Annotated in this window: 15 protein-coding genes; 11 read left to right on the forward strand and 4 right to left on the reverse strand. The window is 65.4% G+C overall.

Annotated features, from left to right (window positions below):
• Nucleotides 1-21: 21 nt before the first annotated feature.
• From trpB to F623_RS0107070, 6 genes are all read left to right on the forward strand, one after another.
• Nucleotides 22-1,221, forward strand: coding sequence for a tryptophan synthase subunit beta (gene trpB / locus F623_RS0107045; protein ID WP_018868680.1), 1,200 nt, complete (start codon nucleotides 22-24; stop codon nucleotides 1,219-1,221).
• Nucleotides 1,222-1,286: 65 nt separating this feature from the next.
• The gene (locus tag F623_RS0107050; RefSeq protein WP_018861492.1) at nucleotides 1,287-1,553 is read left to right on the forward strand and encodes a DksA/TraR family C4-type zinc finger protein; all 267 of its coding nucleotides are present in this window, start codon (nucleotides 1,287-1,289) and stop codon (nucleotides 1,551-1,553) included.
• Between the two features lie 42 nt (nucleotides 1,554-1,595).
• Complete coding sequence (locus F623_RS0107055; RefSeq protein WP_026279397.1) at nucleotides 1,596-2,519, forward strand: histone deacetylase family protein; 924 nt, start codon at nucleotides 1,596-1,598, stop codon at nucleotides 2,517-2,519.
• A 37-nt stretch (nucleotides 2,520-2,556) separates the two neighbouring features.
• Nucleotides 2,557-3,114 carry a CPBP family intramembrane glutamic endopeptidase gene (locus F623_RS0107060; RefSeq protein ID WP_018868682.1) on the forward strand — a complete coding sequence of 186 codons (558 nt, stop codon included), beginning with the start codon at nucleotides 2,557-2,559 and terminating at the stop codon, nucleotides 3,112-3,114.
• 66 nt (nucleotides 3,115-3,180) lie between these two features.
• Nucleotides 3,181-4,473: a ferric reductase-like transmembrane domain-containing protein gene (locus tag F623_RS0107065; protein ID WP_018868683.1), complete on the forward strand. Its 1,293-nt coding sequence runs from the start codon at nucleotides 3,181-3,183 to the stop codon at nucleotides 4,471-4,473.
• A 7-nt stretch (nucleotides 4,474-4,480) separates the two neighbouring features.
• Nucleotides 4,481-4,849, forward strand: coding sequence for a cytochrome b5-like heme/steroid binding domain-containing protein (locus tag F623_RS0107070; RefSeq protein ID WP_018868684.1), 369 nt, complete (start codon nucleotides 4,481-4,483; stop codon nucleotides 4,847-4,849).
• Between the two features lie 17 nt (nucleotides 4,850-4,866).
• Here F623_RS0107070 and F623_RS0107075 read toward each other — a convergent pair whose 3' ends face one another.
• From F623_RS0107075 to F623_RS0107085, 3 genes are all read right to left on the reverse strand, one after another.
• Nucleotides 4,867-7,239 (reverse strand): HDOD domain-containing protein, encoded by a 2,373-nt coding sequence (locus F623_RS0107075; RefSeq protein ID WP_018868685.1) that lies wholly within the window; start codon nucleotides 7,237-7,239, stop codon nucleotides 4,867-4,869.
• 127 nt (nucleotides 7,240-7,366) lie between these two features.
• Nucleotides 7,367-8,392 (reverse strand): DUF2235 domain-containing protein, encoded by a 1,026-nt coding sequence (locus F623_RS0107080; protein ID WP_018861498.1) that lies wholly within the window; start codon nucleotides 8,390-8,392, stop codon nucleotides 7,367-7,369.
• An 81-nt stretch (nucleotides 8,393-8,473) separates the two neighbouring features.
• A complete protein-coding gene (locus F623_RS0107085) occupies nucleotides 8,474-9,004 on the reverse strand; it encodes an Hsp20/alpha crystallin family protein (RefSeq protein ID WP_018861499.1) in 531 nt (176 codons plus the stop codon).
• A gap of 143 nt (nucleotides 9,005-9,147) precedes the next feature.
• Between F623_RS0107085 and F623_RS0107090 the strand changes: the two genes are divergently transcribed.
• The 4 genes from F623_RS0107090 to F623_RS0107105 all read left to right on the forward strand — a co-directional run bounded on the left by F623_RS0107090 (nucleotide 9,148) and on the right by F623_RS0107105 (nucleotide 13,220).
• On the forward strand, nucleotides 9,148-9,765 hold the full coding sequence (locus F623_RS0107090; RefSeq protein ID WP_018861500.1) for a rhomboid family intramembrane serine protease: 618 nt from the start codon (nucleotides 9,148-9,150) through the stop codon (nucleotides 9,763-9,765).
• A gap of 81 nt (nucleotides 9,766-9,846) precedes the next feature.
• Nucleotides 9,847-11,214: a hypothetical protein gene (locus tag F623_RS0107095; protein WP_018861501.1), complete on the forward strand. Its 1,368-nt coding sequence runs from the start codon at nucleotides 9,847-9,849 to the stop codon at nucleotides 11,212-11,214.
• A complete protein-coding gene (locus F623_RS0107100) occupies nucleotides 11,214-12,137 on the forward strand; it encodes an isoaspartyl peptidase/L-asparaginase family protein (protein WP_018868686.1) in 924 nt (307 codons plus the stop codon). The genes F623_RS0107095 and F623_RS0107100 overlap by 1 nt, the downstream gene beginning before the upstream one ends.
• 75 nt (nucleotides 12,138-12,212) lie before the next feature.
• Nucleotides 12,213-13,220: an adenosine deaminase gene (locus tag F623_RS0107105; RefSeq protein WP_018868687.1), complete on the forward strand. Its 1,008-nt coding sequence runs from the start codon at nucleotides 12,213-12,215 to the stop codon at nucleotides 13,218-13,220.
• A 26-nt stretch (nucleotides 13,221-13,246) separates the two neighbouring features.
• Here the strand turns inward: F623_RS0107105 and F623_RS0107110 are convergent, their stop codons facing one another.
• Nucleotides 13,247-14,749 carry an amidase gene (locus F623_RS0107110; protein WP_018861504.1) on the reverse strand — a complete coding sequence of 501 codons (1,503 nt, stop codon included), beginning with the start codon at nucleotides 14,747-14,749 and terminating at the stop codon, nucleotides 13,247-13,249.
• A gap of 171 nt (nucleotides 14,750-14,920) precedes the next feature.
• On the opposite strand from F623_RS0107110, the gene F623_RS0107115 reads away from it, so the two are divergent.
• On the forward strand, nucleotides 14,921-16,321 hold the full coding sequence (locus F623_RS0107115) for a diguanylate cyclase (protein WP_018861505.1): 1,401 nt from the start codon (nucleotides 14,921-14,923) through the stop codon (nucleotides 16,319-16,321).
• Nucleotides 16,322-16,451 lie beyond the last annotated feature (130 nt).

A 16,451-nucleotide genomic window follows, 5' to 3' on the forward strand; every position in this document is an offset into this window, starting at 1 on the left:
GAACATGCACGAGGGCGGGCGATGCCGTACCTGAAGGATTTTCCGAACCAGGAAGGTTATTTCGGCGAGTTCGGGGGTGCGTTCCTGCCCCCCGAACTGGAACCCCATTTTGCCGAGATCAACCGCGCCTACCTGACGCTCGCCCGCTCGGCCGACTTCCTGAACGAGCTGCGCTACATCCGCAAGCACTACCAGGGCCGCCCCACCCCGGTGTACTACGCGCACAACCTGAGCCGCGAGGCCGGCGCGCATATCTATCTGAAGCGCGAGGACTTGAACCATTCCGGGGCGCACAAGCTGAACCACTGTATGGGCGAGGCCCTGCTGGCCAAGCACATGGGCAAGCGCAAGTTGATCGCGGAGACCGGCGCCGGCCAGCACGGGGTCGCGCTGGCCACTGCGGCCGCGTACTTCGGCATGGAATGCGAGATCCACATGGGCGAGATCGACATCGCCAAGGAAGCGCCCAACGTCACCCGCATGAAGCTGATGGGCGCGCAGGTCGTGCCGGTGTCCTTCGGCGGCCGTTCACTCAAGGAGGCGGTGGACTCGGCCTTCCAGTCCTACCTGTCGCAGGCGGACGAGGCCCTGTTCGCGATCGGCTCCGTGGTGGGCCCGCACCCGTTCCCGCTGATGGTGCGCAACTTCCAGTCGGTGGTCGGCATCGAGGCGCGCGAGCAAGTCATGGAGATGACCGGCGGCGAACTGCCCGATCACGTCGTGGCCTGCGTCGGCGGCGGCTCCAACGCGATGGGGATGTTTGCCGGCTTCATCGAGGACGCCGGCGTCCAGCTGAACGGGGTCGAGCCACTCGGACGCGGCACGAAGCTGGGCGAACACTCCGCCACCATGACCTACGGCAAGCCCGGCATGATCCACGGCTTCAAGTGCATGCTGCTGGCCGACGAGGAAGGCAACCCGGCCCCGGTCCACTCCATCGCCTCGGGCCTCGACTACCCCGGTGTCGGCCCGGAACATTCCTACCTGAAGACCATCGAACGCGTGGCCTACCATGCGATCAGCGACAACGAGACCCTGGAGGCCTTCTATCGCCTGTCGCGTGCCGAAGGCATCATCCCGGCGCTGGAGAGTGCCCATGCCGTTGCCTGGGCGATGAAATACGGCCGCGAGAACCCCGGCGTCACAATCCTCGCCAACCTGTCCGGCCGGGGCGACAAGGACATCGACTACGTCGTCCGCGAATTCGGCCACGGCGACTAGCACCTCGGGAACTCCCTGCCAGGACCCGGGTATCTAACACCCACAGGTTTTGACGCAGGGGTGTGATGGCGGGTGGCTGGTCCAAAGACGGTGCGGAACAGGAGCAGATCGACGACACCGTCGAGGACGCGCTGGCGCGTGTGCGCAGCCAGCTCCCCGAGGGCGAGAGCCTCGAGGCGTGCGAGGAATGCGGGGCCACGATCCCCGAGGCCCGCCGCCGCGCCCTGCCCGGCGTACGCCTGTGCGTCCCCTGCCAGGAAGCGCATGACGAGGCGGACGCGGCCTTCAGCCCCTACAACCGGCGCGCCTCCAAGGACAGCCAATTGCGATGACTCCCCTCGGACTTCGCAGCCAGCCAGCAAAGGTCGAAGCCCATGGCGCGAACCCTGTACATCACCCATCCCTCCGGCCGGCTTCACGATCCCGGCTCCGGACACCCTGAATGCCCTCAGCGGTTGGCCGCCATTGATGCCGCGCTGCAAAACCTCGATGGACTTGAACGCGTCGAGGACCCGCTACCGGCGACGAACGAGGACCTGACGCGTGCCCACACCCGCGCCCACGTAGACGCGATTCAAGCCGCACAACCCGGGCCCGGCGTTCGTGTCGCAGTGGACCCCGACACCCGCATCAACCAGCACTCGATCCTCGCGGCGTATCATGCGGCCGGCGCGGCGATCGAGGGCGTTCGCCGGGTCCTGGACGACAAGGCCGCCCATGCCTTTTGTGCGATTCGCCCCCCCGGCCACCACGCGGAGCGGGATCGGGCGATGGGTTTTTGCCTGTTCAACAACGTGGCCGTCGCTGCACGCTGGGCGCTGGATGTACACGGCCTTGACCGTGTCGCAATCGCCGACTTCGACGTCCATCACGGCAACGGGACCGAGGACATCTTCCGCGACGATCCCCGAGTGCTTTTCTGCTCCAGCTTCCAGCATCCGTTCTATCCGGACCGTCCCCTGTCCCGTCGCGAGCACCTCATCCATACGCCGCTCGCGGCGGGCACCGACGGCCGCGCCTTCCGCACTGCGATCGAACTCGACTGGCTGCCCGCCCTGGAGCGATTCCGGCCGGAGCTGATCCTGGTGTCCGCCGGCTTTGACGCGCATCGGGAGGACCCGCTCGCCGGGCTCAATCTGGTCGAAAGTGACTTCGAATGGGTTACACGCCAACTGCTAGCAATCGCCAATCAATCCGCGGCGGGCCAGCTGGTTTCGGTTTTGGAAGGCGGGTATGACCTTGCCGCGCTTTCGCGCAGCGTGCGCAGCCATGTCCGGGCATTGATGGACTTCAGATAGCAGCGTCTCGACCCCGTACCTGCGGTACCCTGCGCCCATGAACCTGCGCAGCCATCCCCTCTTGGTCGGCCTGATGTTCCAGGCTGCCCTGATTCCTCTCGCTCTCCTTCTGGCCGCGCTCGCGGGGATCCCGCTGGGCGAACATCTCCACTGGGATCCGGATCATGTGTTGATCGGCTTGATAGCGGTCCTTCCGATGCTGGCAATGCTCGGACTGGTCGCGCATTTCGGCGGGACCGCCTACGACACCCTGTCCAGTCAGGTACGCGAGTTCATCGGCAGGTTGTTCGGAAACGCTTGGCCCGGAGCGATACTGTTGATCTCGCTTCTGGCCGGGCTCGGCGAAGAGCTCCTCGTGCGTGGTGTCCTGCAGACCTGGCTGGACACCCGAATGCCCGCCGGCCTGGCAATCGTGATCGCGGCTGTCGTCTTCGGCCTGGCCCACGCGATCACCCGCCTGTATTTCGTCTTTGCCACGGCCATCGGCCTTTATCTGGGGCTGCTCTATTACCTGACGGGTAACCTGCTGGTGGTCATCATCACCCACGCGCTGTATGACTGGATCGTAATCCACTGGTACCGGCGCAAGCTTTGACTCTAGTTTGCGAAGTGCGCGGCCCATTTCCATACTCGAGCAACGGACATCCTCAAGGGCGCTGCCGTGAACCAACTCCACCGGGGCGATCTTCTACTGCTGCTGGCACTGGTCGTCCCGCTCTGGGCCGGCGGCCATTTCGCGCCCATCATCTGGGAACGCGACGAGGTCATCCGCTGGCTGACCCAGGCCTCCGGTGTGCTGGCGCTCACCTGTATGCTGCTGGCTGGAATTCTGAGCATCCGGCTTCCGCGCGGCGACCGGCTGTTTGGAGGCCTCAACATCCTCTGGACACGCCACCACGCCCTGGGAGCCGCATCCCTGCTCCTCGCCATCGTGCATGTCTGGTTCGTCGCGGCAAGCGGACTGGGGCATTCCGTGACGTCGGCCGTTCAGCGCCTGTTCCCGGGCCCTGACCACTGGCCCATCGTCGCCGGATGGCTCGCGCTGGTCGTCCTCGTCATCGTGCTGGCCCCGACCTTCAAGTTCTTCGGTGAACCCGGCTACGCCCGCTGGAAACGCCTGCATGTGTTCTCCGGGCTCGCACTGCTGCTGGGGATTGTCCATGCCTGGCCGCTGGCTCAAGCCACCTGGCCCTGGTGGGTGCTTGGCCTACTGGCCCTCTCCGCCTACCTCTGGCGCAAGCTGATCTCGCCGCGAATCGGGCGGCATACCTATCGGGTGGAAGGTCTGGACCGACTGACCCCGACCATGGTCGAGTTGTGTCTGCGCCCCGAAGGAAAGCCACTGGATTACCAGCCGGCGCAGTTTGTCTATCTGACACCGCTCGACCCGGGACTGGCCAACGGCCAGGGCGAGGAACACCCATTCACCCTTGCCTCCGCACCCGGCGAGGAACACCTGCGCATCGGGATCAAGGCGCTGGGGGACGGGTCGCGTGCGTTGCAGGGGATCGCCACGGGCAGCACGGTCCAGGTAGAGGGCCCGTACGGGACCTTCCTGCAAGGTCATGATCGCAAGCGCCCGGCAGTCTGGCTGGGCGCGGGAGTGGGCATCACCCCCTTTGTGTCCGTGGTGCGCGATCTGGCGCACGAAGGACGCTCGGCTGCCCCTCCCGTGCATCTCTTCCAGTTGGCCGATCGGCGGGAGGCGGCGGCCTACCATGACGAACTCGAGCGTCTCGCCGACACGATCGAGGATCTGGACCTGACGTTGCACCTGCGCGAACGGGACGGCCTGCTCAGCGCCGATTTCCTGCGGCAGCACTGTGCGGATTTCACATCCGCCGAATTCTGGATCTGCGGCCCGGAGGTCGTCGACCGTTACGTGCGCGGACTACTGCATGCCGAAGGCGTACCGAACTCACGTATCCACTCCGAGGCCTTCCATTTACTGTGAGCACGCCATGACAAAAACCGGCCAGACTGTTTATACGCTCCTAGTCGCGTTCATCGCGAGCCTGCTGACCCTCCTGGCCGTGCATCTGCTGGGCCCGGACACCACGCCACCGGTCGTGGAGGGTGACAAGGGCATCACACACGAAGAACTGGCCCGCCACGCCACCGAAGACGACTGCTGGATGGCGATCCATGGCGTGGTCTATGACTTCACCGAGTACCTGCCGCGTCATCCGACACCGATTGAGGACGACTGCGGAACGGATGCCTCGCACGGGTGGGATACCAAGGGGGTCGGCCGTCCCCACAGCCGCCGTGCCCACGACATGCTCCCCGACTACCGCATCGGCGTACTCGCCGGTGACGACCAGCCTTGATTCGGGCCGGACACGCGTCAGGAGCGCGCTTCGCAGATTGCCAGTGCCAGCTGGTTCCGAACCGATTTCAGTGCACGCAGGACCAGCGGATCCAGCTCCGTACTTTCTGATGGCAACTCCAGATAGAGCAGTCCCACACAGCGCTCGCGCACCCCGAGAGGGAGTAGCAGAAAGCTGCGCGCATCCAGCGCATCGCGGAACTCGCGCGGGATATAGCGGCTGATTGCCGGATCCGAACTGTCGCTGATCACCATGTCCTTGCGCTGGGTCATCGCAAGGGACAGCACGTTTCCCGACCCCGTCAGGGACAGGCGCAGACGCCCGGACAGCGACTCGGCTTCGTGCCCAAACGCCGTGTGTGCCACCAGCGTGCGGCGCTCACGGTCCGCCAGCATCAGCATTGCCCGCCGCAAACCCAGCACCTGGTAGATGTTCTCCAGGGTTGTCTGCACCAGCGGGTGCAGCTCAAACCCGTCAACCATCGCGTCGAGCATGTCCGTAAGCGATTCCATCAGCGCCGCAGCCTGCTCGGTCGGCGGTGCGGGCACGGAGTCCGGACCCTCGGCTGACGGATCATCGGTGACATCGAGCAGGACCGCTTCGTCCGGGGTGTCGTGTCCGCTTCCGGACTCACGAACCCCGAGATTGTGGCGCAGTTGACGCAAGTGTTCCTGTCCTTCGCGAGGCAGCTTGACCACACTCAGAAACTGATCCAGGTGGTCCCGGCCCTCATGAATCGCCCGGCGCATACCCGCGGCCTCGACATCCAGCGAGGCCTTGTAACGGCGTCGCAGCTCGGCCAGCGCCAGTTCCTGTTCGGACGGTTCATGGTGAATGATGCGGCCCGCCATCTCCGAGGCAAGTGTGACAATTCGGTGCAAGCGTCGGTCGGCATCATGAACGGGCGGCAACGCGCCCTCGGGCGCTCGCTCCACCGCCTGAACGATCTCGCGGGGAAAATTCCAGTCCTCGAGTACGGACCGGCCCAGTGCCTCATAGGAAATGCCGAGGACCTGGCGGGCCGCCGTCTCCTCCGATACGCCCTGGGTCTGCCGTATCTGGATCTCGTCCGCCTCCTCGGGGAGGTAGTACAGAGCGAGCATCCGCCCAATGTCGTGGAAGAGCGCACAGACGAAGGCCTGTTCGCTCTCGACGCCACCAAGCTGGCGGGCCAGGTTGCGCGCCAGCATGGCGCTGAACAACGTCTGTACCAACGCCTGCATCAGGCGAGTGGACTGGCTCCCGCCCTTGAGATTTTCCAGTAGCACCAGGCCCAGCGCAGCCGTGCGCACCTGTTCGAACCCGAGCAGCACCACGGCCCGGGAGACCGTGCGGATATTGCCGCCAAAGTTGCTGTAGAACGGCGAATTCGCCAGTCGCAGGAGCTTCTGGGTCGTGGCGTAGTCCTTCAACACGGCATTCGACAACTCGGCGACCGAGCGCCGCTGGCTGTCATCCGAACACTGAGTAATCTCGCGAATATGGGCGGACACTCCGGGGAAATCGGGCTTGCGACGGATCCGGCGCAGAATGAAGTCACCCGCATCGCCCTCCTCGTTCTCTCGACCCTCGGCGACGGCCAGAAACGCTTCACGCAGGCTGTGGGCTGTCGCGTATCGGTCGTGTGGGTCGGGCTGCAAGGCCCTCAAGACAATGGCATCCAGGCGTTCGTCACCCTCCCCCGCAACCCTTGAAGGAGGTTCGGACACACCCGTTTCGATTGCGTCCGCAATCTCCTTTTCGGAGTCCCCTGAAAAGGCCCGCTGGCCTGCCAACAGCTCGAAAAACAGTGCGCCCAGCGAGAACACGTCCGCTGCACACGAGGGGACCCCACCTCGAAGCTGCTCCGGGGCCAGGTAATGCCGCGTGTGGGTCTGATGCCCAGCGGTTTGTTCTCCGCCTCGAGGCAAGGCGAGACCAAGACCCGTTACCCGCGCATGGCCGTCCTTTCCAACCGTAATATTGGCCGGCTGCAGGCTGCCATGAACAATTCCCTGATCGTGCGCCGCCGCGAGCGCATCGACAATCTCGCGCATCAGCGTCAGGGCGCGGTCCAGCGGGAGACGGGCTCCTTCCAGAAACACATCCAGCGTCTCGCCTTCGATGTACTCGAACACCAGATAGAGGCCGGCTTCATACGGCCCCGCTTCGAAGATCGCGGCGCAATGGGGGTGCCTGAACCGGCTCACCGCTCGGGCCGAGCGCATCAGCTCATCGCGAGCTTCGGTATCACCCAGGGCATGGTGGGTTAGCGTACGCACCATCACACGCCGATCCAGCACCCCATCATGCGCGACGTACAACCCATCACGTGTGCTCTCGCCCAGCGTCTCCAGAACACGAAAACGATCGATCCACCGTTCCTGGGTCGCATCACGCGAACTCGCCATTCCCCCTCCCAACATAGGTTCGCTACTGTTCTGACCTGAGCCCGGCGGCCAGCCACACCGACGATGATTCGTCCATCGCCCCTTCACGCCAGGGCTTCCATGATGACACGAGCCGGGACCGTTGGCGTCAGATGCCGCGCGATTGCTTGTCCAGATAGGCCTTGAGGTTCCGCGGACGGTAATCGCGGAAATGCTTGTAGCGCCCATCGACCGAGGGGTGCAGCCGGGTCGGCGAATCCTCGGGATCGAGATCCCGGATCAGTGTGCGGCGCAGACGATAGATATGCCGCCGGGACTGGTGAATGACGGCGCGTGGGTCAGGCTGCAGGCCTGCAGTCAGGTGCGGCTCGAACTCCAGCCCCGCACTGGCGGCCTCGTCCAGCATCCAGCTCAGGGCGATATCCGCGACCTGCAGCCCCTGGTCATCGGGTGGATAGCCGCCCCCGATATCAGCGTGAACCCCGGCGAACCACTGCTGGTCCAGATCTAGCCCCTCGCGTGGCTCCCACAGGGTAGGTTCAAAATCCGCGCGACGTTCGTCGATCGCCAGGGCATGGCGGGCAACCCGGACATTTGGCCCCAGCTTGGTGTCGTAGAACTCGTCGGTGCGGTCGAACAGCCCGAGCACCGAAAACGGGATGCCCAGGGCCCCGACGGTATCCCATGCACCAACGAAGCGGATCTCCCGCGAGGGATGGCTGTGCGCCTCACGAAACGCGCGCGAGCGCTCGCCCTCGGGTTTGTGCGTCACCCCGGTCCGCTTGTAGAGCCGAAATGCCTCCTCGATGAGGCGCGCGTCCGGGCGCCTGAGAATTCCGCAGTTGTTGATCAGACCGCACAGGCTGCGCACGGTATACGCACCTCGGCTGAATCCAAACAGGAAGAGCTCTGTGCCCGACGCATAGTTCTGCACGATGTAGCGATAGGCATCGGTGATGTTCTTGTGGATGCCCCGCCCGATCACGCCACCGCTGACCCGGGCGTGGTATGAGCCCACACCCCAGTCATAGAACACCTGCTGGGTGTCGCCGGCGGCGTCCACGGGCGCCACAGCCCGGGCCAGGCGCAATACGTTCGTCGGGACGTCGGACTCGACATCCTCCTCCGGACGGTTCCAGGTCCCGTCCGCGCAGATCACGATACGACGCGTCATCCATGGCCTCCCTGCCGCCTAATTCTTCTTCAGCCTAGACTGCACGGTACCGGTGCGCACATGCCAATCGGCTCTCCCTGACTAACGGCCAATCTCGATGCGCCGCACCCCGGGGCGCTCGCCATCCTTGCGGCGGGGCACATGGATATCCAGCACGCCGTTCCTGAAACGCGCGGATATGCCGTCTGTGTCGGCGTCGCCGGGCAGGCTCAGGACGCGACGAAACTGGCCATAACTGCGCTCGACCCGATAGTAGCCCTCCTCGTCCTCCTCGTGTTCCTGTCGTTTCTCGCCCGAGACGATCAGATCATCACCATCGATCGCGAGATCAATCTCCTCCTGCGAAATCCCGGGCACCTCCACCGATATCCGATAGGCCTTGCGACCCTCGGCAATGTCCACGCTGGGCTTCAGCCACAGGGGACCGGGACTCCCTGCGAGCGCACCACCGGGGGCACGACCGAAGAACTGCTCGAACATACGGTCCATCTCCTGGTGCATCCGCACCAGAGGATCGAGGTTGGTGTCCTCTCGCCGCGCGGGCAGGACCTCGGGCCGCTCCTGTTCCTCTCGCTTGAACCAGTTCCACGGCTTGAGCTTTTGCAGGTCCATGTGCTCACCTCCTTGATCCCGGTCAGCCCGGGTACCTTGCATTCGGGTGTTCTATTCCAATAACTAGGTTGTAGCACGGATTTTTCAAGCCGGAGGCAAGGAAACAGTTGGCGATAACTGGCCGAGGAACATACTACTCTTCAATGGAATACGACTTTTATATAACGTTATTTATTATTGCTGGCACGGTGGCCGCCTCGGTCTGGGCCTGGCAGCGTCCGCGTGTGATGGAGCGGATGATCTACTGGCCACCGGCGGTGGCCCGCGGCGAATACTGGCGGCTGGTCACCCACGGGTTCATCCACGCGGACGGGACCCACCTCGCGTTCAACATGATCACCCTGTTCTTCTTCGGGATGGCCATGGAGCGCGTACTCGTCCCGGCAATCGGCGTACTCGGCTTTGTGGCGTTCTACCTGGCCGGCATCGTGCTGGCGATCCTGCCCACCCACCTGCGCCATCGGGACAACCGCTTCTACCGCAGCCTGGGCGCCTCGGGGGCGGTCTCGGCCGTTTTGTTCGCCTATATCCTGCTTCAGCCCTGGTCGATGCTGTTCGTGTTCTTCATTCCGATGCCGGCGATCGTGTTCGCGGCCGCCTACGTGGCCTATTCGTTCTGGGCGCAGCGGCAGGCACGCGACAATGTGAATCACAGCGCCCACCTGTGGGGCGGCGCCTGGGGCGTAGGCTTCATGCTCCTGCTGGAACCAGCGCTGTTCGGGCGTTTCTTCCAGGAACTGCTGTCGCCGCTTGGAGGATAGAGGTGAATCCTTCCGGGCACCCGGTGGTCCCATAAAGCGCAGTTACACGAGACTGGGCCCGATTTCGCCACAGGAGGTCGCATGCCTCGAACCACATACGCACACGCCTGGCCGGCCATTGGTCTCTTCGCCGGGTTGGCTCTCGCCTTTGGACCCACACCCACTCTGGCGGATGACGGAGCCGGGAGCCGGGTCGTCTGGCAGGAACCCATCGAGGTGGCCCGCGGCGAGGCCTACCGAGGCCCCTGGCGCATGAATGCCTCCGACTTTCGCTATGTGGACGACGCCTCGGTGGCGATTAACGATCATGGCGAGGTGGTCGTCGTTTGGGTTGACCAGGTGGAGCAGGCGATCCTGCTGCAACGCTACAACCGGGACGGTCAGGCCGTCCTGGATGAACCCACCCGTATCGGCGGGGAACCGGACACCTTCTCCTGGCTGCCGCGCGTGGCGATCGAGCCGGCACCGGATGACGAGGACGACTTCACCGTGCATCTGCTCTGGCAGGAGATCCTGTTTACCGGGGGCGACCACGGCGGGGAGATCTTCTATGCCCGCTCCCGGGACGGCGGACGCTCCTTCGAGGGTCACCAGAACCTTTCGAACTCCCGCGATGGAGCCGGCAAGGGGCGCATCACCGCGCACCGCTGGGACAATGGCAGCCTGGACCTGCTCCTGGCCGGGAATGGACAAGTCGTCGCGGCCTGGACCGAATACCGGGGTCCACTGCGTGTCACCTATTCGTCCGACAACGGGGAAAGCTTCGCGGAGCCCGAGACGATCAACGACGGGGCCGACAAACCGGCCCGCGCACCGAGTCTGGCTCGGGCTCCCTCGGGGCGGATCCTGCTCGCCTGGTCGGAGGGCGACAGCCCGTATGCCGATATCCGCATCGCAACCTCGGATGAGCTGGGCGACGGTTTTACCGCACCCGCGACGGCGCTTGAAACGCCCGGTCACGCCGACGCCCCTTCGCTGGCCGTGGATGACGAAGGCACCGTGCATCTGGCGTTCGGGGCCATCCCGGCGAACGACCTGGAGGACTACCGGCAACCCTACCACCGTCGACTGCACATCACCCAGGCCGATGCGGACACCCTGGAGTTCACCCCGCCGACCCAACTCGACGCGGACGACTGGCCGGGCGGCTTCCCCACGCTGGCGCGTTCTAACGAACGGCTCTATCTCATCTGGCAACGCTATCAACACCCGACCGATCGCCCGTACGGCCTCGCGTTTACCCACGCCCCACTGGACACCCTGGCGTTCGCGCCCGTCGAACCCGTCCGGGGGACCGTCGACCGGCCCTACAGCGGCGGGCTTCAGGGACAGCTGAAACGGCGGATGGCCGCCAACGCGGCTGGCGAGATCGCGATTGCCCAGAGCCGCTTCGTCCCGGGCAGCCACAGCGACATCCTGTTGATCCGTGGACAGACTCAGGACCGCTGATGGCCTCGGAGTCCTTCTCGCTGATGATCCATGGCGGGGCCGGGCGCATCCGCGAGGCGCAGGACCCGCTGGTTGCCGAGCAGTACCACGCCGCGATACTGCGGGTACTGGAAGCCGGCCGCGAGCACCTGACCCGTGGCGAGCGCGCACTCGATACCGTTGAATACTGCGCGGCGCTACTTGAGGACGACCCGCTGTTCAACGCCGGGACCGGAGCCGCGCTGACGCGCGAGGGCACGGTCGAGCTGGATGCCGCGATCATGGACGGTACAACCCTCGGTGTGGGGGCCGTGGGTGCGGTTCGCGGCATCGCCAACCCCATCCGCCTGGCCCGCGCGATCCTGGAGGACGGCGCGCATGTGCTGCTGGTTGCGGAGGGTGCCGCAAGCTTTGCCCGGCAGGCCGGACTGCCCCTGATCGACGAACGCCGACTGATCACGGCGCAGCGGCGGGAGCAACTGGGACGAACGCTGCGGCGTGGCACAGTCACGCTGGACCATGACGAGCCCGCCCCGGGGACCATCGGCGCCGTCGCCCGCGATCAGCACGGCCACCTGGCGGCGGCGACCTCCACCGGCGGCATGAATGGCCAGCGCCCCGGCCGCGTCGGGGACTCGCCGATCGCCGGGGCAGGCGTCTATGCCGACGATCACACCGCCGCCATCTCGGCGACCGGCCTCGGCGAGCATTTCCTGCGCAGTGTCTTCGCCAAGGACCTGGCCGACCGTATTGAACTGTTGGGCTTCGGTGCCGCCGAGGCCCTGACCGCAAGCCTGCAACGGCTGCACGAACGGCTGGATGGCTACGGAGGGGCAATCGTGATCGACCGCGAGGGCCGCTGTGCGGCCGGCACCACGACCCCGCGCATGATCCATGGCTGGATCGAGCACGGCGGCGCCAGCGAGACGCGTATCGACCCGTAACCGTCGGCCCCACCAGGCACCTATCGGATCAAGCCGTTACCATGCCTCGCCCCGTACAGACTTCAGGACGCCACCATGCAAGACGCCATCGCCCGCCTACCCAAGGTCGAGCTGCACCTGCACATCGAGGGTGCCCTGGAACCGGAACTCCTGTTCCAGCTGGCCGAGCGCAACGGCGTGGAACTGCCCTATGCCTCGATCGACGAGGTGCGCGCGGCCTACCAGTTCCAGGATCTGCAGTCATTTCTGGATATCTACTACGCGGGGGCCTGCGTCCTGCTGACCGAGCAGGACTTCTATGACCTGACCTGGGCCTACCTGAAACGCTGCCAGCAGGATCACGTACGCCACACGGAGATCTTCTTCGATCCCCAGACGCATACCGAACGCGGCGTGGCGTTCGCGACGGTGATCAACGGCATCACCCGCGCCCTGGACGACGGCGAACGCGAGCTGGGTATCTCCACCCGGCTGATCCTGTGCTTTCTGCGCCACCTGAGCGCCGAGGCCGCGATGGAGACCTTCGAAGCGGCTCTGCCCTACCGCGACCGCATTGCGGCGTTCGGCCTGGACTCGGCAGAACAGGGCAACCCGCCGGAGAAATTCCGGGCGGTATTCGATCGCGTGCGCGAGGCCGGCTTCCGCGTCGTCGCCCACGCTGGCGAGGAGGGCCCGCCCGAATACATCCACCAGGCACTGGACCTGCTGCAAGTCGATCGCATCGACCATGGCGTGCAGGCCGAACAGGACCCCGCCCTGCTGCAACGGCTTGCGAAGGAGCAGATCCCGCTGACCGTCTGCCCGTTGTCGAACATCAAGCTCTGCGTGTTCGACCGGCTTGAGGACCACAACCTCAAGCGCCTGCTCGATGCCGGGCTGCGGGTCACCATCAACTCCGACGATCCCGCCTACTTCGGCGGCTACATCGGCGAGAACTTCCGCGCGACTACGAACGCGCTGGGACTGTCCCTAGACGACCTGGAGAAGCTCGCCCGTAACGCGGCCGAAGCCGCCTTCCTGAACGATTCCGCCCGCCAGCACCTCCACGACGAAATCACGGACTGGCGCCGCAGCATCGCCTGACCGGACACGGTGCCAGGACGTCTCCCTCAGCCCTGGCGAGTGTCCGGCAGGGCTGGCGGCACCCGGTCAAACCACGGCTGCGCGGTTTCCAGCTGGGTCGCCAGCGAGAGCAGCCGCCCCTCCTCGCCCCAGGGCGCCATAAATTGCACACCCACGGGCAGCCCGGCACGATCCCAGTGCAGCGGTACCGACATCGCCGGGATACCGGCCAGATTGGCCGCCAGGGTAAACGGGGTGCGCTCGAGGTTCTCGAAGGTCATCCGCTCCAGAAAGCGGCTGTTGAGCATCCAGCGGCCCACCGGGAGGTACAGGGCAAGCCGCTGCAGGGTGCGGACCAGGGGAGCCGGCTCCAGCTCGCCGATCCGCGGCGGCGGCATCGCCACGGTGGGCAGGAGCAGGAGATCGTAGCGCTCGAACAGCGTCGCCAGCGCCAGCCTGACGCGATGCCAGCCCTGCCGCGCACGGGCGTATTCCCCCGCGGTCAAAGCCCGCCCCAGCCGCGCCAGCGTACGCGTATCCAGCTCGAATTCGTCCCAGCGGGCACCCCGTTCGCGCGCTCGCGCCACGAAAGCCGCCGCCTGCCCGTAAAGCAACGCCAGCACGGCCCGCGCTACGCGCTGTCCGTCCACCGGCCAGTCCGCCACCCGCTCGACAACGTGCCCCTGACCCTCCAGCAAACCGGCGGCGCGCTCCACTGCTTCCACACTGTCGCCATCGACCCGTCCACCAACGGGCGAATCGACGTTCCAGCCGATCCTCAGACGACCCGGCTCGCGTTGCGCGAGCTCCTCGAAGCTCGCGGGGGGCGCCTCCACACGAAAAGGTGCGGAAGCACTCTGTCCCGAGGACAGAACATCGAGCATTCGAGCACTGTCACGCACGCTGCGCGAAAGCACACCCTCGCTCACTGCACCCTCCCAGGCCTCGCCCGCCAGTGGCGTGGTCGGCACCCGCCCGCGGGAAGGCTTGAGTCCGAACAGCCCGCAGTAAGAGGCCGGTATGCGAATCGATCCTGCCCCGTCATTGGCCCCAGCCATGGGCACGATCCCGGCGGCTACGGCCGCAGCCGCCCCACCGCTGGAACCACCGGGCGACCGATCGGTATCCCAGGGGTTCCGCGTTGGCCCCCAAAGCGCGGACTCCGTAATCCCCTTGAGCCCGAATTCCGGCGTGGTGGTCTTGCCGAGGATCACCAGCCCCGCCTCCTCGGCCCGGCGCACGGTGTCGGCACTGACCGGCGCAATCAACCGACGGCAGGCTCGACTACCCGAGGTCGTGGGAAGCCCCTGCACGTCCTGCAGAAGGTCCTTGACCAGGTACGGGACCCCGGCGAATGGTCCCTTGATCTCCTCGCCGATTCGCGCCTGAGCACGCGGACGGGCATCGATGCAAACCGCATTGAGCACCGGATTGACCGCATCCAGCCGTTCCAGCGCGCAACGAAGCAGGGACTCCGGCGTCACCTCCCGCTCGCGTACAGCGAGCGCACAGGCGCAGGCATCCAATCCACGGTAGAAGCGCAGGTCCAACGGGAGCCTCTTCGGTTTCCACACTGACCGTGGCACTATAGCCTCTCCGGCCCCGTAGGGTCAGGGAGCGGCCCCACATACCCCACGAGAGCCCGGCTGGTGAATCGGAATCCCACCGCAGCAAAATCCGGAGAACGGCCTCTACCCGCATACCCCGACTGGCTGCTCCGCTTGCCCCGCCTGCAGGTCGGGATCGGCGTCGCGCTGTGCTACGCAATCGCCGTAGCTATCAGCATTCTGTTGGCCCAGGTCTCGCTACAAACCAGTACCATCTGGCTGGCCAGCGGCGTCGGGCTTGCGGCGGTGCTGATCTGGGGCTACTGGCTGCTGCCAGTCCTCGCCATCGTGCACCTGCTGACCAGCCAATGGCTCGGCAGTGACCTCGGCTGGCTGGCCCGCAGTGGCTGGGCGCTTATAGCCGTGGCCGAGATGGGACTGGCATCGCTGTGGCTGCAACGCGGACGGCCCGGCCTCGCACCCCGTCTGAATCTGCGCGGCACGGCCCGCTTCACGTTCATCGCACTGCTGGTCGTCCCGCTGGCAGGTTCCCTGCTGGCGGCGAGCTGGCTCCTGCTGCTGGGCCTGATTGATGGCGACACCTTCTATCTCATCGCCCGTAACTGGTTCGTGGCCGTGGTCCTGGGAATCGCCTCGATCGTGCCTCTGGTCAGCAATCTGCTGGTCCACGGTGTTCCCCGCTTTCACGGTCGCGGCGTCGAGGCACGCATTGTCCTGATGGGGCTATTGATCCCGACTGGCCTGATCCTTGGTTACCAGCTCACCCAGCACAACCCCGTGGAGGCGATGCTGTACGCCTCTCTCCCTTTATTGCTCTGGGCCAGCGTGTTCCTGCGCGAGACGGGTGCGGCGATTGCAGTCACGCTATTGGTCCTGGGTGTGGTCGGGATCAATGGCGTGTCCCCCGACCACGCCTTGCCGATCTGGATCATCGGGGCCCACATCATCGCGTTCGGCCTGATGGCTCTCATTATCGGAAGCGCTCAAAGCAGCCTGGAGGAGGCAATTACCGACCGGGCACGACAAGCCGAACTTGAATATCTCGCCTACCACGACGCCCTCACCGGCCTGCCAAACCGTGCCCAGCTGCTGCGCGCACTGGATGGGCTGACAGATATGCAACCGAAAGGCGGCCCGCCGTTCGCCGTGTTGATGATGGACCTCGATGGTTTCAAACCCGTGAACGATCGACTGGGTCATGCAGCCGGCGATGCGGTTCTGCGCATCGTGGCGGAACGCCTGCAACGCCATTGCAAGGCCGCGGACCATGTCGCTCGTTTCGGCGGCGACGAGTTCGTGATCGTGCTGCCGCACTGTCCCGATTACGAACAGGCCCGCAAAGCCGGCGAGCGCCTGCGCGAGGTGATCCGTCAACCCATCCAGCTTCCCGCTTCCAAAGCCACGGACGTGGCCCACGTCGACGCCAGCATCGGTATTGTGCATTCTGGCCAGGTGCCACCGGATCCGGATGCCCTCCTGGCCGCTGCCGACCAGGCCCTATACCAGGCCAAGGCAACCGGACGCGCCCGGATCACGGCATACGCTACGCATTGACAGGCCGCAAATGGCGCGCGGTTGTTGAAAACGCATGCGACGCGCATTATACGGAGCGGCAGCAAGGACGCTGGCGTTACGGAACGGACTCGGGAGCAAGGCATGCGCGGGCACAGGACGCCATCGATGG

Source organism: Thioalkalivibrio sp. ALD1, from assembly GCF_000381245.1.
Classification (GTDB): domain Bacteria; phylum Pseudomonadota; class Gammaproteobacteria; order Ectothiorhodospirales; family Ectothiorhodospiraceae; genus Thioalkalivibrio.

Excerpts from the sequence above, each read along its gene's own strand:
- F623_RS0107105 (WP_018868687.1), top strand. The coding sequence starts at position 12,213 with ATGCAAGACGCCATCGCCCGCCTACCCAAGGTCGAGCTGCACCTGCAC.
- F623_RS0107090 (WP_018861500.1), top strand. The coding sequence starts at position 9,148 with ATGGAATACGACTTTTATATAACGTTATTTATTATTGCTGGCACGGTG.
- F623_RS0107095 (WP_018861501.1), top strand. The coding sequence starts at position 9,847 with ATGCCTCGAACCACATACGCACACGCCTGGCCGGCCATTGGTCTCTTC.
- F623_RS0107060 (WP_018868682.1), top strand. The coding sequence starts at position 2,557 with ATGAACCTGCGCAGCCATCCCCTCTTGGTCGGCCTGATGTTCCAGGCT.
- F623_RS0107070 (WP_018868684.1), top strand. The coding sequence starts at position 4,481 with ATGACAAAAACCGGCCAGACTGTTTATACGCTCCTAGTCGCGTTCATC.
- F623_RS0107080 (WP_018861498.1), bottom strand. The coding sequence starts at position 8,392 with ATGACGCGTCGTATCGTGATCTGCGCGGACGGGACCTGGAACCGTCCG.
- trpB (WP_018868680.1), top strand. The coding sequence starts at position 22 with ATGCCGTACCTGAAGGATTTTCCGAACCAGGAAGGTTATTTCGGCGAG.
- F623_RS0107085 (WP_018861499.1), bottom strand. The coding sequence starts at position 9,004 with ATGGACCTGCAAAAGCTCAAGCCGTGGAACTGGTTCAAGCGAGAGGAA.
- F623_RS0107100 (WP_018868686.1), top strand. The coding sequence starts at position 11,214 with ATGGCCTCGGAGTCCTTCTCGCTGATGATCCATGGCGGGGCCGGGCGC.
- F623_RS0107055 (WP_026279397.1), top strand. The coding sequence starts at position 1,596 with ATGGCGCGAACCCTGTACATCACCCATCCCTCCGGCCGGCTTCACGAT.
- F623_RS0107075 (WP_018868685.1), bottom strand. The coding sequence starts at position 7,239 with ATGGCGAGTTCGCGTGATGCGACCCAGGAACGGTGGATCGATCGTTTT.
- F623_RS0107050 (WP_018861492.1), top strand. The coding sequence starts at position 1,287 with ATGGCGGGTGGCTGGTCCAAAGACGGTGCGGAACAGGAGCAGATCGAC.